This window comes from Micromonospora phaseoli (assembly GCF_900109115.1).
Lineage (GTDB): Bacteria > Actinomycetota > Actinomycetes > Mycobacteriales > Micromonosporaceae > Micromonospora > Micromonospora phaseoli.
The window spans coordinates 86,927-103,211 of the sequence record NZ_FNYV01000012.1; the positions used below are offsets into that span (position 1 = coordinate 86,927).

The window sequence follows — 16,285 nt, forward strand, 5'->3', positions numbered from 1 at the left end:
CGAGCCGTGCTGCGCCGGGTGGTTGTCCTCCCGTGCCGCCGGACGCCGCACCGCCCCGGCGACCACGACGGCGGGAGCCTGCCCCGCCGACCCGTCTGCCGGGACGACCCACCGTCCTATCAGACCACGAGCATGTCGGGCGTGACGGCCGCTTCGGTATCCGGCATGCCCAGGTCCCGCGCCCGCTTGTCGGCCAGCGCCAGCAGCCGGCGGATCCGCCCCGCGATGGCGTCCTTGGTCAGCGGCGGGTCGGCCAGCGCACCCAACTCCTCCAGCGACGCCTGCCGGTGCTCCAGCCGCAGCCGGCCGGCGGAGGTCAGGTGCTCCGGCGCGTCGTCGGCGAGGATCTCCAGCGCCCGGGTCACCCGGGCCGCGGCGGCGACCGCCGCCCGGGCCGAACGCCGCAGGTTGGCGTCGTCGAAGTTCGCCAGCCGGTTGGCCGTCGCCCGGACCTCACGGCGGACCCGGCGCTCCTCCCAGGCCAGCACGCTCGCGTGGGCGCCGACCCGGGTGAGCAGCGCGGCGATCGCGTCACCGTCCTTGACCACCACCCGGTCGACGCCGCGCACCTCGCGGTTCTTGGCGGTGATGCCGATGCGGCGGGCCGCACCGACCAGCGCCAGGGCCGACTCCGGACCGGGGCAGGTGATCTCCAGCGCGCTGGAACGGCCCGGCTCGGTCAGCGAGCCGTGTGCCATGAACGCGCCGCGCCAGGCCGACACCGCGCAGCACACGTTGGCGGCGACCACGTGCGGCGGCAGCCCGCGCACCGGTCGGCCCCGCACGTCCAGCAGGCCGGTCTGCCGAGCCAGCGCCTCACCGTCCTTGACCACCCGGACGATGAAGTGACTTCCCTTGCGCAGCCCACCGGAGGCGAGCACGTGGATCTCGCTCGGGTACCCGTAGACCTCGGCGATCTCGCGCCGCAGCCGCCGGGCCACCGCACCGGTGTCGAGCTCCGCCTCCACCACCACCCGGCCCGAGACGATGTGCAGCCCACCGGCGAATCGCAGTAGCGCCGCCATCTCCGCCCGCCGGCAGCAGGGCTTGGGCACGTCGACCCGACTCAGCTCGTCCTTGACCGCAGCCGTCATCGCCATTGTGCGTCCCCTCACGGACCCGTTCCGGCGTGTCGCCGGAGATTACGTACGTGTCTAACGATCGGCGCCCAGTACGGGCACCAGGGCGGCGCCCAGAGCGGCCGGATCATGACGGGGAGTGCCGTCGTCGACCGCGACGGGAGCGAGGACCAGTCGGGCTCCCAGCGATTCTGCCGCACAGTTGACGGGTTCGGGGTCACCGACCGCCTTGGCGTCGGCGAGCACGAAGTCGACCGTCAGCTCCGGCAGGTACCAGCGCAGCGCCGCCAGGTGATCGGCGACCGACAGGCCGAGGGTCTCCTTCTCGGCGGCGAGGTTGAGGGTGACCAGCCGCCGGGCCGGGCTGACCAGGATCGCCGCGGCCAGCTGCGGCACCAGCAGGTGCGGCAGGACACTGGTGTACCAGCTGCCCGGCCCGAAGATCAACCAGTCGGCGGCGCCGATCGCGGCGACCGCCTCCGCGCACGCGGCCGGCGCCTGGGGGCTGAGCCGCAACGACTCGACCCGACCGGTGGTGACCGCCACCTGGTGCTGGCCGCGCACGGAGCACACCTCATCGGGTCGCCCCGGGTCCGCCCCACGCACCTGGGCCTCGATGTCGACCGGCTGGCGGGACATCGGCAGCACCCGGCCGACCGAGCCGAGCATCGCCCCGGCGTGCTCCAGGGCGGCCACCGGGTCACCCAGCAGCTCCATCAACCCGCAGAGCACCAGGTTGCCCACCGCGTGCCCGGCCAGCCCGTCGCCCCGTACCCCGGTCGGCACCTCGCCGAAGCGGTGCTGGAACAGCCCGGCGCTGCGCCGGGTGGCGGGATGGTCGCCGGCCAGCGCGACCAGCGCCTGCCGCAGGTCACCGGGGGGCAGCCCGCCCCGCTCGGCGCGCAGCCGACCGCTGGAACCGCCGTCGTCCCCGACGGTCACCACCGCGGTGATGTCCAGGTCCAGCTCCGGGGCGCAGCGCCGCAGCGCGCGCAGCGAGGCGGACAGGCCGTGGCCGCCGCCGAACGCCACCACCCGGATCGTCATTCGCGCCCCAGGTCGCGGTGCTGCGCGTTGGCCGCCAGCCCGGCGCGGCGCAGCCGGGCAGCCAGCTCCTCGGCGATCGCCACGCTGCGGTGCTTGCCGCCGGTGCAGCCGACCGCCACGGTCAGGTACCGCTTGCCCTCCCGCTCGAAGCCGGCGGTGGTGGCGTTGACCAGGTCCGTGTACGCATCGACGAAGGCGTTCGCGCCCTCCTGGCCCAGCACGTACGCGCTGACCGCCTCCTCCCGCCCGGTGTGCTCGCGCAGTTCGGGCACCCAGTACGGGTTGGGCAGGAACCGGGCGTCGAGCACGAAATCGGCGTCCGGCGGCAGCCCGTACTTGAAGCCGAAGGAGATCACGGTCAACCGCAGCCGGCGCGCGTCCTCGCCACCGAACAGCTCCTCGACCCGGCGGCGCAGCTGGTTGACGTTCAGATGGCTGGTGTCGATGATCACGTCGGCCTGGTCGCGGGCCTCCTCCAGCAGGCCCCGCTCGACCGCGATGCCGTCGGCGAGCCGCCCGTCCCCCTGCAACGGGTGTGAGCGCCGCACGCTCTCGAACCGGCGGATCAGCACCTCGTCGTCGGCGTCGACGAAGACCACCCGGGGGGCGTAGCCGCGCTCCTTCAGCTCCCGGATCGCCTCGGCCAGGTCGGTGGAGAACGCCCGGGACCGCACGTCCAGCACCATCGCGGTACGCCGGGCCGCTCCGCCGGCCTTCACCGCCAGCTCGGCCATGTCCAGCAGCAGCGCCTGCGGGAGGTTGTCGACGACGTAGAAGCCGACGTTCTCCAGGGCCCGGGCGACCGTGCTGCGCCCACCACCGGAGAGGCCGGTGACCACGACCAGTGTGGTGTCCACCTCGGCCGCCGTCCCGTTCTGCTCGCCGGGTACGCCGGCGCGGTGACCGTTCGTGTGCGCCTCACTCACCCGTAAACCCCCAAGCCGCTGCGCCTCGGTCGATACCGACCGGGCATGGTCAGCAGCGACTCTAGCTCGCCGGTCGGGGGCGGGCGGGATGCACCACCGGACGGCTGGTGGCGGTCGTCTCGGGTTGATGGTGGCGGTCGTCTCGGGTTAAGAAGGGGCCCCTGCTATACACCAGGCGTTAATAGGGGGCCCTTCCTTCGCTTGGGTGTCGGCTGGGTGACGGCGCGCGGCCCTGCGCGCCGTTATTCTCCGGCCATGGGCAGGCACGGGGCGCGGCTGCGCTGGGTGGTGGCTCTCGTGGCGGCGACCGTGGCCGTGCTGGCCACCGTGGACCGGTTCCGCGAACGCGAGCGCGAGTGGCGCAGCGGAGGCGATGCGGTCACGGTGACCGTCGAGGCCCTGCTGCCCGAGCCCGACCAGGTGTCCGACCTTGCCGCCGCGCACGGCTCACGGAACGCGGGAAAGACTGTGGTCGGCGATCCGGACGACCAGTCGGTGCTGCTGCGGCTGCACTGGTCCGGGCCGAGCCAGCAGGGTTCCTACCAGGTGATCCTGCTGGACAACCGCGACCTTCCCGCCCGGGTGCTGCGCCCGATCGTCGGCTGGGACGCCACCGGCGGCACCGGGTTCAACTGGGCCAGCTCGTACGAGGTGCTGGCCGAGCGCTACGACTGGCTCGCCGGCGCCGCCGCGCGCCCCTGGTCGAGCGACTCGCTCAGGACCCCGGACAACCTCGGCGCGGTGGGCACCCGCGCGGTCGCCGACGGCAACCTGGTCGCGTTGTTCCGGATGGGCGTCGGAGCCGCGCCACTGACCGACCCGTCGCACCTGGTGGTGGCGTTCTGCTACGTCGAGGCGGACGGGGAGGTCCGCTGGGCGAAACAGGTCCCGGTCCCCCCGGCCCCCTGACCTCCAACGAGGCCCACCGACCCCGGGCTACCTCCGGCGGCGCAGCCTCCTGACCCGGTCACGGCCCAGCACAGCGAGGTAGTCCCCCGGCTCGTCGAGACAGGATTCGACCTCGGCGGCCTCGATGATCTCGGTCAGCCGGTCGGCCAGCTCGTCGGGGTCCGGTTGCACCTGCTCGCAGAGCTGGATGTGGGCCGCCCGCAGCGCACCGCCGATCTCGGCCGGCTCCTCCTCGTAGGTTTCCCAGGCGTCGTAGAGGTGGCCGGCCAACCCGTCCCACGCGCGGGCCGCCCGCTCGACCACCAGCAGCGCCTCCGGGCTGGCCGGGTGCTGGCTCAGCACCCGCACCTCCTCGACGATGGCCCGGCCGGCCTTCTCCACGTCGTGCAGGTCCCAACGGTGGCCGCTGGTCGCCTCGTGGGCCAGGTTGTCGATCATCCGGCCGACGTCGGCCAGTTCCGCGTCGGTGAGCGGCGCCAGCCGCCCGGCGTACCCCAGCAGCCGGGTCTCCAGCACCCGATCCGCAGCGGCCCACTCGGCGACCAGCAACGCCAATCGTCGGGCCGGGATGCTGCCCGCGAGGTCGGCCAGCTCGGCGACCCGGGAATCGACCTCCTCGGCCGAGGGCGGCATGGCCAACGACGACCACGCGAATCCCGCCGCCAGGGCAGCATCGGCGAGCGTCACCGCGTGGCCGCACAACTCCGTCGGCGTCGGGCAGTCACACTCGGCGGTGAAGCCGTCCGCCGTGATCCCGACCCACACGTCGTACGGTGGTTGCCCGGCCTCCCGGATGGTGCACGAGGCTCCCCCACCCACCGGCACGATCGCGTCAGGTTGCCCAGCTGACCGAAGCTGCTCCGCCACCTCGCAGGCCACGGCCCCTGCCGCCGCCCGCAGCGCGTCAATATCGATGCGTACCGCCACCCGCCCATCTAACCGGGCGAGGATGACGCCGCCAGCGTCAGGGCTCCTCGGCTCGAAGTGTGGCACCGTAGCCACTCGACACGCCGGGGCGAGACCACCTGGACTGCCGCCCTTCGAGCGCTCGCCCTACGCGCCATCCCGGCTTCCACAGCGCGGCCGGACTCGGCGGACTCTGCCGGGGCGAGGGCGACGACACCGGGGCCCGGTGACCGCTCGAGTCGGGGGGCCGTCGGGGGCGGCTCGTAGAATCCCAGGATGTCCTCCCCCGCCGACGTGAGCACCGTCGACCTGACCACCGCCACCGACTCGCCGGCCACCGAACTGACTCCGGTTGGCGAAGGTTCGGCCACGCTGGAGACGCTGCGGCGGGTCTTCGGGTACGACGCCTTCCGGGGTTTCCAGGCCGAGGTCATCGACCACGTGGTGGCCGGCGGCGACGCGCTGGTGCTGATGCCGACCGGCGGCGGCAAGTCGCTGTGTTACCAGATCCCGGCGCTGGTTCGCGAGGGCGTGGCCGTGGTGGTCTCACCGCTGATCGCGCTGATGCAGGACCAGGTCGACGCGCTGACCGCGGTCGGCGTCCGGGCCGGCTTCCTCAACTCGACGCTGGATCTGGACACCCGCCGGCTGGTCGAGGCGGAGTTCGTGGCCGGCGAGATCGACCTGCTCTATCTCGCGCCGGAGGCGTTGGCCAGCCGGGCCACGCTGAGCCTGCTGGACCGGGGCCGGATCGGTCTGTTCGCCATCGACGAGGCGCACTGCGTGTCGCAGTGGGGTCACGACTTCCGGCCGGACTACCTGAACCTGTCGATGCTGCACGAGCGCTGGCCGGGGGTGCCGAGGATCGCGCTGACCGCCACCGCGACCAGCGCCACCCGGGCCGAGATCGCCACCCGGCTCAAGCTCACCGAGGCGCGGCACTTCGTGGCCAGCTTCGACCGGCCCAACATCCAGTACCGGATCGTGCCGAAGCGGGAGCCCCGCAAGCAGCTGCTCGCCCTGCTGCGCGATGAGCACCCGGGCGAGGCCGGCATCGTCTACTGCCTGTCCCGGGCCTCGGTGGACAAGACGGCCGAGTTCCTGCTCGCCAACGGCGTCGACGCGCTGCCCTACCACGCCGGCCTGGACGCGGCGACCCGCGCCGCCAACCAGCAGCGTTTCCTGCGGGCCGACGGGGTGGTGATGGTGGCGACGATCGCCTTCGGGATGGGCATCGACAAGCCGGACGTCCGGTTCGTCGCCCACCTCGATCTACCGAAGTCGGTCGAGGGCTACTACCAGGAGACCGGCCGGGCCGGCCGCGACGGGCTGCCGTCCACCGCCTGGCTGGCGTACGGGCTGCAGGACGTGGTGCAGCAGCGCAAGATGATCGACACGTCGGAGGGCGACCTGGCCCACCGGCGTAACCTCGCCGCCCACCTCGACGCGATGCTGGCGCTCTGCGAGACGGTCCGCTGCCGCCGGGTGCAGCTGCTCGACTACTTCGGCCAGGCGCTGGACGGCAGTTGCGGCAACTGCGACACCTGTCTGGCACCACCAGAGTCGTGGGACGGCACGGTGGCGGCACAGAAGCTGCTCTCCACCGTGTTCCGGCTGGACCGGGAGCGCAACCAGCGATTCGGCGCCGGACACTGCGTCGACATCCTGCTGGGCCGCAGCACCGACAAGATCGTGCAGCACCGGCACGACTCGCTGACCGTCTTCGGCATCGGCACCGAGTTGAGCGAGACAGAGTGGCGCGGCGTGGTGCGTCAACTGCTCGCCGAGGGGCTGCTGGCCGTCGAGGGTGACTACGGCACGCTGGCGCTGACCGACGGCAGCGCCGAGGTGCTCGGCCGGCGGCGCACCGTGATGATGCGCCGCGAGCAGGCCCGCCCGGCGAAGGTGGCCAAGCCCCGGGGTGCGGCCACGGTGGTCGCCGAGCTGTCGGCGGAGGCGGCCGGCACGTTCGAGCGGCTGCGCGCCTGGCGGGCGGCGACCGCGAAGGAACAGGGCCTCCCCGCGTACGTGATCTTCCACGACGCGACGCTGCGGCAGATCGCCGCCGACGCGCCGTCGTCGCTGGCGGAGCTGTCCCGGATCAGTGGCGTCGGGGAGAACAAACTCGCCAAGTACGGCGAGCAGCTCCTCGGGGTGCTCGCCGACTGAGTGGCGGGCGGCGGTCAGTCGACGGACGGTTGCTTGTCGTCGCCGTCGAGGGCGGCGAGGATTGCCTCGGCCGTCCGGCGGCCCACCCCGGGGACCTCGGTGATCTCCTCCACGGTGGCGGCCGAGAGGCGCTTGAGCGAGCCGAAGTGGCGCAGCAGCGCCTTGCGGCGGATCTCGCCGAGGCCGGGGACGCTGTCCAGTGCCGAGGTGGTCATCCGCTTCGAGCGACGCTGGCGGTGGAAGGTGATGGCGAACCGGTGGGCCTCGTCGCGTACCCGTTGCAGCAGGTAGAGCCCCTCCGAGGTGCGCGGGAGGATGGCCGGGAAGTCGTCGTCGGGCAGCCAGACCTCCTCCAGCCGCTTGGCCAGCCCGCACAGCGCCACGTCGTCGATGCCCAGCTCGGCCAGCGCCTGGGCGGCGGCGGCCACCTGCGGCGCACCGCCGTCGACCACCACCAGCTGCGGCGGGTACGCGAACCGGCGCGGCCGGCCCGTGGTCGGGTCGACCAGCACGCCGACCTCCGGCTCCTCCGCGGCGGACTCCACCCCGACCTCGCCGGTCTCGGCCCGGGCGTCGAGGTAGCGGGCGAAGCGGCGACGCAGCACCTCGGACATCGCCGAGAGGTCGTCGGTGGCGCCTCTGATGATGAACCGGCGGTACTCGCTCTTGCGGGGCAGCCCGTCCTCGAAGACGACCATGCTCGCCACCACGTCGGTGCCCTGGATCTGCGAGATGTCGAAGCACTCGATGCGCAGCGGCGCCGTCCGCAGGCCGAGCGCCTCGGTGATCTCGTCGAGCGCCTTGCCGCGGGTGGTCAGGTCGCCGGCCCGCTTGAGCTTGTGCCGGGCCAGGGCGTCCTTGGCGTTGCGCTCGACCGTCTCCAGCAGGGCCCGCTTGTCGCCGCGCTGGGGCACCCGCAGCGTCGCCCGCGCGCCCCGGTGGGCGGAGAGCCAGTCGGCCAGGGCGTCGGCGTCGGCCGGCAACTCGGGCACCAGCAGCTCGCGCGGTACGTCGGCCTCGCCCTGCTCGCCACCGTAGACCTGGGTGCAGAAGTGGTGCACCAGATCGCCCATGGTCAGGTCCTCGGTCTTCTCCACCACCCAGCCGCGCTGGCCGCGCACCCGGCCGCCCCGCACGTGGAAGACCTGGACGGCGGCTTCGAGCGGGTCGTCGGCGAAGGCGACCACATCGGCGTCGGTGCCGTCGCCGAGCACCACTGTCTGCTTCTCCATCGCCCGACGCAGCGCGGCGACGTCGTCGCGCAGCCGCGCCGCCCGCTCGAACTCCAGCTCCGCGCTGGCCTCGGCCATCTCGCGTTCCAGCTTGCGCACCATGCTGTCGGTCCGCCCGGCCATGAAGTCGCAGAAATCGTCCACGATCTCGCGGTGCTGCTGCGCCGTGACGCTGCCGACACAGGGCGCCGAGCACTTGCCGATGTAGCCGAGCAGGCACGGGCGGCCGACCTGGCCGGCCCGCTTGAACACCCCGGCCGAGCAGGTCCGCGCCGGGAAGACCCGCAGCAGCAGGTCGAGCGTCTCGCGGATCGCCCAGGCGTGTGAGTACGGCCCGAAGTAGCGCACCCCCTTGCGCTTGGCGCCCCGCATCACCTGTAGCCGGGGAAACTCCTCGTCGAGGGTAACCGCGAGGTACGGGTACGACTTGTCGTCGCGGTAGCGGACGTTGAACCTCGGGTCGTACTGCTTGATCCAGGTGTATTCGAGCTGGAGCGCCTCGACCTCGGTGCCGACGGTGACCCAGTCCACCGCCTCCGCCGTGGTGACCATCTGCTGGGTGCGCTGGTGCAGCCCCCAGAGGTCGGCGAAGTAGGAGTTGAGCCGGCTGCGCAGGTTCTTCGCCTTGCCGACGTAGATGACCCGCCCGGTGCCGTCACGGAAGCGGTAGACCCCCGGTGCCTCGGGGATCGTGCCCGGCGCGGGACGGTAGGTCGACGGATCAGCCACACCGGCGAGCCTAGTCGCCGCCCCCGACACCCCCAGCTCAACCCGAGTCGGTGAACCCGCCCCGGCCCCGGCTGCGGCCGCGGCCCGGCTGCGGTTGCGGCCCGGCTGCGGTTGCGGCCGGCTCGTCCGGCGTCTCGATAGACACCTTCCAATATCGAGCGCGGCAGCCTACCATCCAGTAACCGAATGTTCTTCATGTAATGATCCCGTCCAATGGCCCCCGTCCACAGAGGAGCGCCATGTCCGGTCACACCGCCAGCCGCCGGCTGCTCGCCGGCGCGACGACCGCCGTCGCCGTCGCCGCCCTCCTGGTCGCCGTCCCCGCCACCGCCACCGCCACCACCGCCACCACCACGCCCGCCTCGACCGGCGCGCCGGCCACCACCGGCTCGACGAACGTCGCCACCGCCTTCGCCGGCAACGACTACTGCCTCGGCGAGTGCGCGGAGATCCTGCCGCCCGGCCAGAACGGCAACGCCACCCTTGTCGAGATCCTGGGCAACCAGGCCTTCGGCACCCTCCCCCGGCACTCCGCCGACCAACTCGACAGGTACGCCGACCTCGTCTACGGCTACGCCGGGCTACGCGAGGATCACATCGGCACCTTCTTCAACGACGCCTCCTTCGGGGTCGCCCCCAGCCAGGTGGAACGCGACTACTCGCCGCGCTCGGACGTACGCATCGTGCGGGACCGGGCCACCGGCGTCCCACACATCACCGGCACCACCCGGGCCGGCACCATGTACGGCGCCGGGTACGCCGGAGCCGAGGACCGGCTCTTCACCATGGACCTGCTGCGCCATGTCGGCCGGGGCACCCTGACCCCCTTCGCCGGCGGCGCCCCCGGCAACCGCGCCCTTGAGCAGAGCGTCTGGCGCACCTCCCCGTACACCGAGGCGGACCTGGTGGCCCAGGTGGCGGCGCTGCGGCAGCAGGGTGGGGCGCGCGGTGAGCAGCTCTACACCGACGTGCAGGAGTACATCTCCGGGGTGAACGCCTACATCCGCACCTGCATGGCCAATCGCAACTGTCCCGGGGAGTACGTGCTGACCGGGCACCTCGACGCGATCACCAACGCCGGTGGGCCGAAGCCCTTCGTGATGACCGACCTGGTCGCCATCGCCGGCGTGGTCGGCGGTCTGTTCGGCGGGGGCGGCGGCACCGAGATGCAGTCCGCACTGGTCCGCATCGCCGCCCGGGCCAAGTACGGCCCGGTCGAGGGCGACCGGGTGTGGAACGGTTTCCGGGGCCAGAACGACCCGGAGACCGTGCTGACCCTGCACGACGGGCAGAGCTTCCCGTCCGGCGACGCCTCCCCCGACGCCCCCAGCGTGGTGCTGCCCGACGCCGGCTCCGCCCGGGTCGAGCCGGTCTTCACCAACCCCACCGGCTCCGCCACCGCCGCCGCGACCCCCGCCTCGAACAGTGGCTCGGAACTGGCCGCCGCGCTGTCCGGGCTGACGATCGACCCGGCCCACCGGGGCATGTCCAACGCGGCGGTGATCTCCGCCGAGCACTCCGCCAGCGGGCACCCGATCGCCGTCTTCGGGCCGCAGACCGGCTACTTCTCTCCGCAGCTGCTGATGGTCCAGGAGCTACAGGGCCCGGGAATCAGCGCCCGGGGGGCCGCCTTCGCCGGGCTCAACCTCTACGTCCTGCTCGGCCGGGGACAGGACTACGCCTGGAGCGCCACCTCCTCCGTCCACGACATCACCGACACGTACGCGGTGCCGCTCTGCGTACCCGGCGGTGGCACACCGACGCAGGCCAGCAACCACTACCTGTTCCGCGGCCAGTGCCTGGCGATGGAGGAGCTGTCGCACGTCAACCGGTGGAACCCGACCGTCGCCGACGGCACCGCCGCCGGGTCGTACAAGCTCGTCGCCTGGCGTACCAGGCTGGGCCTGGTGGCCTGGCGCGGCGCTGTCGGCGGCGTCCCACACGCCTTCACCCAGCTGCGCTCCACCTACGGGCGGGAGGCCAACTCCGCGATCGGCTTCCAGATGTTCAACGACCCGACCCAGATGGGCTCGGGCGCCGCGTTCCTCAGCTCGGCGCAGAACGTCGACTACGCCTTCAACTGGTTCTACGTCAACTCCACCGAGTCGGCGTACTTCAACTCCGGCCTCAACCCGCTGCGGGCCGCCGGCACCAACCCGAACCTGCCGATGAAGGCCGAGCGGGCCTACGAATGGCAGGACTACGACCCGGACACCCGCACCGCCCGGTACGCGCCGGCCTCGGCACACCCGCAGTCGATCAACCAGGACTACTACATCAGCTGGAACAACAAGCAGGCCAAGGACTTCGGTGCCGCCGACGGCAACTTCAGCTTCGGTGCCGTGCACCGGGGGGACCTGCTGGACCGGCCGGTGAAGGCGGCCCTCGCGGCGGGCCGCAAGTTCGACCGGGCCTCGCTGACCGAGTTGGTGCAGCGGGCCGGCCTGACCGACCTGCGCGGCGCCGAGGTGCTCGACGATCTGATCCGGGTGCTGGAGAGCCAGCCGGTCACCGACAGCGCCCTGGCCACCGAGATCAGTCGGTTGAAGACCTGGCGGCAGGCGGGCGCGCTGCGGGTGGAGACGACCAAGGGCAGCAAGGTGTACCAGCACGCCGAGGCGATCCGGACCTTCGACGCCTGGTGGCCGCTGCTGGTGCGGGGCATGTTCCGCGATCCCCTCGGTGCGGAGCTCTACCAGTCCCTGGTCAACACCCTGCAGGTCAACGAGTCGCCCTCCGGGCACCAGCAGGGCGACGTGTCGAACCTGCCGTCGTCGGCGAGCGGCGCACAGACCCACAAGGGCTCGGCGTTCCAGTACGGCTGGTGGGGCTACGTCGACAAGGATCTGCGCGCCGTCCTGGGTGATCCGGTCGCCGGTGGCCCCGGGCGCACCTTCTGCGGCAACGGGAACCTCGGTGCCTGCCGGCAGATCCTGCTCGACAGTCTCCGCACGGCGTCGACGACGCCGGCCGCGCAGACCTACCCGGGCGACGCCAGCTGCGCCGCCGGCGACCAGTGGTGCGCCGACGCGATCATCCAGTCACCGCTGGGCGGCATCAAGCACGCCACCATCGCCTGGCAGAACCGCCCCACCTACCAGCAGGTGGTCTCGTTCCCCGCCCGACGGGGTGCCGACCTGACCAACCTGGCGGCAGGCCGGACGGCGACCGCCTCCAGCAGCCAGTTGGGTAACGGCGCGGCCCGCGCCGTCGACGGCGACCTGGGCACCCGGTGGGCCAGCTCCTGGTCGGACAACCAGTGGCTCCGAGTGGATCTGGGGTCGGTACGGCCGGTGGGTCGGGTGGTGCTGGCCTGGGAGGCGGCGTACGCCCGGTCGTACCGGGTCGAGGTCTCCTCCGACGGGAGCACCTGGCGACAGGTCTGGTCGACCACGGCCGGCGACGGCGGCACCGACGTGGTCGCCTTCGCCCCGCAGCAGGCCCGGTACGTGCGGATGTACGGGCTGACCCGGGGCACCTCGTACGGCTTCTCGCTCTGGGAGATGTCGGCGTACGCCCAGTGAGGTCGCCGGTCGCGGCCGGGACGTTACCGTCCCGGCCGCGACCGGGTGTCGACTCAGGCCAGCGAGATCTGGTCGCCGTCGACCTTGACGTCCTTGGCCGGCAACCCCGTGGTGGCCGGGCCCGCCTTGACCGACCCGTCCTCGATGGAGAACTTGCTGCCGTGGCAGGTGCAGTTGATGGTGCCGCCGTCGACGTTCGACACCGGGCAGCCCTGGTGGGTGCAGACCGGGTCGAAGCCCTTGAACTCGCCCGGGCTCGGCTGGGTGATCACCACGCCCTGGGCGGCGAAGACCGCGCCGCCGCCGACCGGGATGTCGGTGGTCTTGGCCAACGACTGGGCGCCCTCACGGTCCCCACCGCCGGCGTCACCGGTGTTGGTGACCTGCGGACCACCGCTGGTCGGAGCCGCGCCGTCGCCGGAGTCCGCATCGCCGCAGCCGGCCAGGACCACCGCCGCGCCGAGCGCACCCGCACCCGTCAGCACGGCCCGGCGGGTCCGCGTCTCCGGCCCGGCCAGCACCTGGTCGTCGCTCATGCCAGCCCTCCGCTGCGCTCGCTCATGCATCGCCTCTTTCGTCGGCTACCACCGTGCATGTTCTGTGGCTACCTTCCCCTACACGCACCACTCTGCCTGGCGGTTCACCCGATCGGCTACTCCGTCCCGGTCCCCGACGCGCCACGCACCGGCCGAGCACCGGGTGGTGGGCACCAGGTCAGCGCGCGCCGGCGGTGACCTTCCGGCCGCCGCGCGCCTTGCTGCCGTTGGCCTTGGCCGCGCGGGCGGTGGCCGCCGCCGCGCCCTTCGCGGATCCGTCCAGCTTGAGCACGGTACGCAGGAACTGCCCGGTGTGGCTCTCGACGACCTCGGCGACCTCTTCCGGGCTGCCGGCGGCGAGCACGGTACCGCCCCGGTGGCCGCCCTCGGGACCCATGTCGATCAGCCAGTCGGCAGTCTTGATCACGTCGAGGTTGTGCTCGATCGTGATCACCGTGTTGCCCTTGTCGACCAGCCCCTCCAGCACCAGCAGCAGCTTGCGGATGTCCTCGAAGTGCAGGCCGGTGGTCGGCTCGTCGAGCACGTAGACCGTCCGCCCGGTGGACCGCTTCTGCAACTCGGAGGCGAGCTTGACCCGCTGCGCCTCGCCGCCGGACAGGGTCGGCGCGGGCTGACCCAGCCGGACGTAGCCCAGGCCCACGTCGACCAGCGTCCTGAGGTGCCGGTGGATGGCCGGGATGGCGGAGAAGAACTCGGCCGCCTCCTCGATCGGCATCTCCAGCACGTCCGAGACGGTCTTGCCCTTGTAGTGCACCTCGAGGGTTTCCCGGTTGTAGCGGGCGCCCTTGCAGACCTCGCAGGGGACGTACACGTCGGGCAGGAAGTTCATCTCGATCTTGATGGTGCCGTCGCCGGAGCACGCCTCGCAGCGACCGCCCTTGACGTTGAACGAGAACCGGCCCGGGCCGTACCCCCGGACCTTGGCCTCGGTGGTCTCGGCGAACAGCTTGCGGACGTGGTCCCAGACGCCGGTGTAGGTGGCCGGGTTGGAGCGCGGCGTGCGGCCGATCGGCGACTGGTCGACACCGACGACCTTGTCGACGTGCTCCAGCCCGGCGACCCGGGTGTGCCGGCCGGGCACCAGCCGGGCACCGTTGATCTGATTGGCCAGCACGGCGTAGAGGATGTCGTTGACCAGGGTCGACTTGCCGGAGCCGCTGACCCCGGTGACGGCGATCAACTGGCCCAGCGGGAAGCTCACGGTCAGGTTGCGCAGGTTGTGCTCGCGGGCGCCGTGCACCACCAGCTCCCGCCCCGGGGTGTGCGGCCGGCGCTCGTTCGGCGTCGGAATCTCCCGGCGGCCCGACAGGTACGCCCCGGTCATCGACTCCGGGTTCTCCAGCAGCGCCGGCACCGAGCCGCTGTGCACGATCTGTCCGCCGTGCTCCCCCGCCCCGGGGCCGATGTCGACGATCCAGTCGGCGGTGCGGATGGTGTCCTCGTCGTGCTCGACCACGATCAACGTGTTACCGAGCCCACGCAGCCGGATCAGGGTCTCGATCAGCCGGTGGTTGTCGCGCTGGTGCAGACCGATCGACGGCTCGTCCAGTACGTAGAGCACGCCGACCAGCCCGGAACCGATCTGGGTGGCCAGCCGGATGCGCTGCGCCTCGCCGCCGGAGAGGGTGCCGGCCGGCCGGTCGAGGGAGAGATAGTCCAGCCCGACGTCGAGCAGGAAGCGCAGCCGGGCGTTGATCTCCTTGAGCACCCGCTCGGCGATCAGCTTCTGCCGGTCGGTCAGCTCGATGCCGGAGAGCAGGTCGGCGCACTCGCCGACCGACAGGTTGCAGACCTCCGCGATACTGCGCCCGGCGAGGGTGACGGCCAGCACCTCGGGCTTGAGTCGAGCGCCACCGCAGGCCGCGCACGGCACGTCGCGCATGTAGCCCTCGTACTTGTCCCGGGACCACTCCGACTCGGTGTCCGAGTGCCGGCGCTCGATCCACTGCACCACACCCTCGAAGCCGGTGTAGTACGAGCGCTCCCGGCCGTACTTGTTGCGGTAGCGCACGTGCACCTGGTCGTCGGAGCCGTGCAGGACGGTCTTCTGCGCCCGGGCCGGCAACGCCCGCCAGGGCGTGTCGATGTCGAAGTGCTCGGCCTCACCGAGCGCCTCCAGCAGGCGGAGGAAGTACTCCAGGTTGTGCCCGGTGGCCCAGGGCTGGATCGCCCCCTCGCGCAGGGTGCGCTCCGGGTCCGGCACGACCAGCTCCGGGTCGACCTCCTTCTTGGTGCCGAGGCCGGTGCACTCCGGGCAGGCGCCGTAGGGCGCGTTGAACGAGAAGACCCGGGGCTCCAGATCCTCGATCGCGAGGGGGTGGTCGTTGGGGCAGGCCAGGTGCTCGGAGTAACGACGCTCCCGGTCGGGGCCGTCCTCGGGCAGGTCGACGAAGTCGAGCAGGACCAGCCCACCGGAGAGGCCCAACGCCGCCTCGACGGAGTCGGTCAGCCGCTGTTTGGCGCTGGGTTTCACGCTGAGCCGGTCGATCACCACCTCGATGGTGTGCTTCTCCTGCTTCTTGAGCTTCGGCGGCTCGGTGAGCTGGTGCACCACGCCGTCGACCCGGGCTCGCGCGTACCCCTTGGCCTGGAGTTCGGCGAACAGGTCGACGTACTCGCCCTTACGGCCCCGCACCACCGGGGCGAGCACCATGAAACGGGTCCCCTCGGCCATCGCGAGCACCCGGTCGACGATCTGCTGCGGGCTCTGCTTGGAGATCCGCTCGCCACAGACCGGGCAGTGCGGCTCACCGACCCGGGCGAACAGCAGCCGGAGGTAGTCGTAGACCTCGGTGATGGTGCCGACCGTCGAGCGCGGGTTGCGCGAGGTCGACTTCTGGTCGATGGAGACCGCGGGGCTCAGACCCTCGATGAAATCGACGTCCGGTTTGTCCATCTGACCGAGGAACTGCCGGGCGTACGACGAGAGCGACTCGACGTAGCGGCGCTGCCCCTCGGCGAAGATCGTGTCGAAGGCCAGGCTGGACTTGCCCGACCCGGACAGCCCGGTGAACACGATCAGGGCGTCCCGGGGCAGGTCGAGACTGACGTCACGCAGGTTGTGCTCGCGCGCGCCACGAATGATCAAACGGTCGGCCACGGTCCGTGTACTCCCGGGTGAGAATGACGAGGTGATCTGTCCGCTTTTGGGATGAACCCAGCGGTTGTGCCGGCGCGGAGAGTGCGCCCCGGCAACTGTAGACCCGC

Annotated in this window: 10 protein-coding genes; 3 read left to right on the plus strand and 7 right to left on the minus strand. The window is 71.9% G+C overall.

The window, feature by feature from the left end; all coding sequences use genetic code 11:
* Positions 1 to 119 precede the first annotated feature (119 nt).
* Genes whiA through rapZ form a run of 3 tightly spaced genes read right to left on the minus strand, consistent with a single transcriptional unit; the run spans position 120 to position 2,983 of the window.
* Positions 120 to 1,100, minus strand: a complete 981-nt coding sequence (whiA, locus tag BMY89_RS25015; protein ID WP_092382522.1) for a DNA-binding protein WhiA — start codon at positions 1,098 to 1,100, stop codon at positions 120 to 122.
* A gap of 54 nt (positions 1,101 to 1,154) precedes the next feature.
* Positions 1,155 to 2,126 carry a gluconeogenesis factor YvcK family protein gene (locus BMY89_RS25020; protein WP_092382523.1) on the minus strand — a complete coding sequence of 324 codons (972 nt, stop codon included), beginning with the start codon at positions 2,124 to 2,126 and terminating at the stop codon, positions 1,155 to 1,157.
* Positions 2,123 to 2,983 carry an RNase adapter RapZ gene (gene rapZ, locus BMY89_RS25025; protein ID WP_092382601.1) on the minus strand — a complete coding sequence of 287 codons (861 nt, stop codon included), beginning with the start codon at positions 2,981 to 2,983 and terminating at the stop codon, positions 2,123 to 2,125. Before rapZ ends, BMY89_RS25020 begins: the two co-directional genes overlap by 4 nt.
* 324 nt (positions 2,984 to 3,307) lie before the next feature.
* On the opposite strand from rapZ, the gene BMY89_RS25030 reads away from it, so the two are divergent.
* On the plus strand, positions 3,308 to 3,961 hold the full coding sequence (locus tag BMY89_RS25030) for a hypothetical protein (protein ID WP_092382524.1): 654 nt from the start codon (positions 3,308 to 3,310) through the stop codon (positions 3,959 to 3,961).
* Positions 3,962 to 3,988: 27 nt separating this feature from the next.
* On the opposite strand, the gene BMY89_RS25035 is transcribed toward BMY89_RS25030, so the two are convergent.
* Positions 3,989 to 4,888, minus strand: coding sequence for a hypothetical protein (locus BMY89_RS25035; RefSeq protein ID WP_139218005.1), 900 nt, complete (start codon positions 4,886 to 4,888; stop codon positions 3,989 to 3,991).
* A gap of 255 nt (positions 4,889 to 5,143) precedes the next feature.
* Between BMY89_RS25035 and recQ the strand changes: the two genes are divergently transcribed.
* Positions 5,144 to 7,036: a DNA helicase RecQ gene (gene recQ, locus BMY89_RS25040; RefSeq protein ID WP_232521535.1), complete on the plus strand. Its 1,893-nt coding sequence runs from the start codon at positions 5,144 to 5,146 to the stop codon at positions 7,034 to 7,036.
* 14 nt (positions 7,037 to 7,050) lie between these two features.
* Here the strand turns inward: recQ and uvrC are convergent, their stop codons facing one another.
* Entirely contained in the window at positions 7,051 to 8,997 is a 1,947-nt protein-coding gene (uvrC, locus tag BMY89_RS25045) for an excinuclease ABC subunit UvrC (protein WP_092382526.1), read from the minus strand.
* Positions 8,998 to 9,236: 239 nt separating this feature from the next.
* Between uvrC and BMY89_RS25050 the strand changes: the two genes are divergently transcribed.
* A complete protein-coding gene (locus tag BMY89_RS25050; RefSeq protein WP_092382527.1) occupies positions 9,237 to 12,521 on the plus strand; it encodes a penicillin acylase family protein in 3,285 nt (1,094 codons plus the stop codon).
* 53 nt (positions 12,522 to 12,574) lie between these two features.
* Here the strand turns inward: BMY89_RS25050 and BMY89_RS25055 are convergent, their stop codons facing one another.
* Positions 12,575 to 13,057, minus strand: a complete 483-nt coding sequence (locus tag BMY89_RS25055) for a Rieske (2Fe-2S) protein (protein WP_092382528.1) — start codon at positions 13,055 to 13,057, stop codon at positions 12,575 to 12,577.
* 178 nt (positions 13,058 to 13,235) lie between these two features.
* A complete protein-coding gene (uvrA, locus tag BMY89_RS25060) occupies positions 13,236 to 16,178 on the minus strand; it encodes an excinuclease ABC subunit UvrA (RefSeq protein ID WP_092382529.1) in 2,943 nt (980 codons plus the stop codon).
* Positions 16,179 to 16,285: the final 107 nt, after the last annotated feature.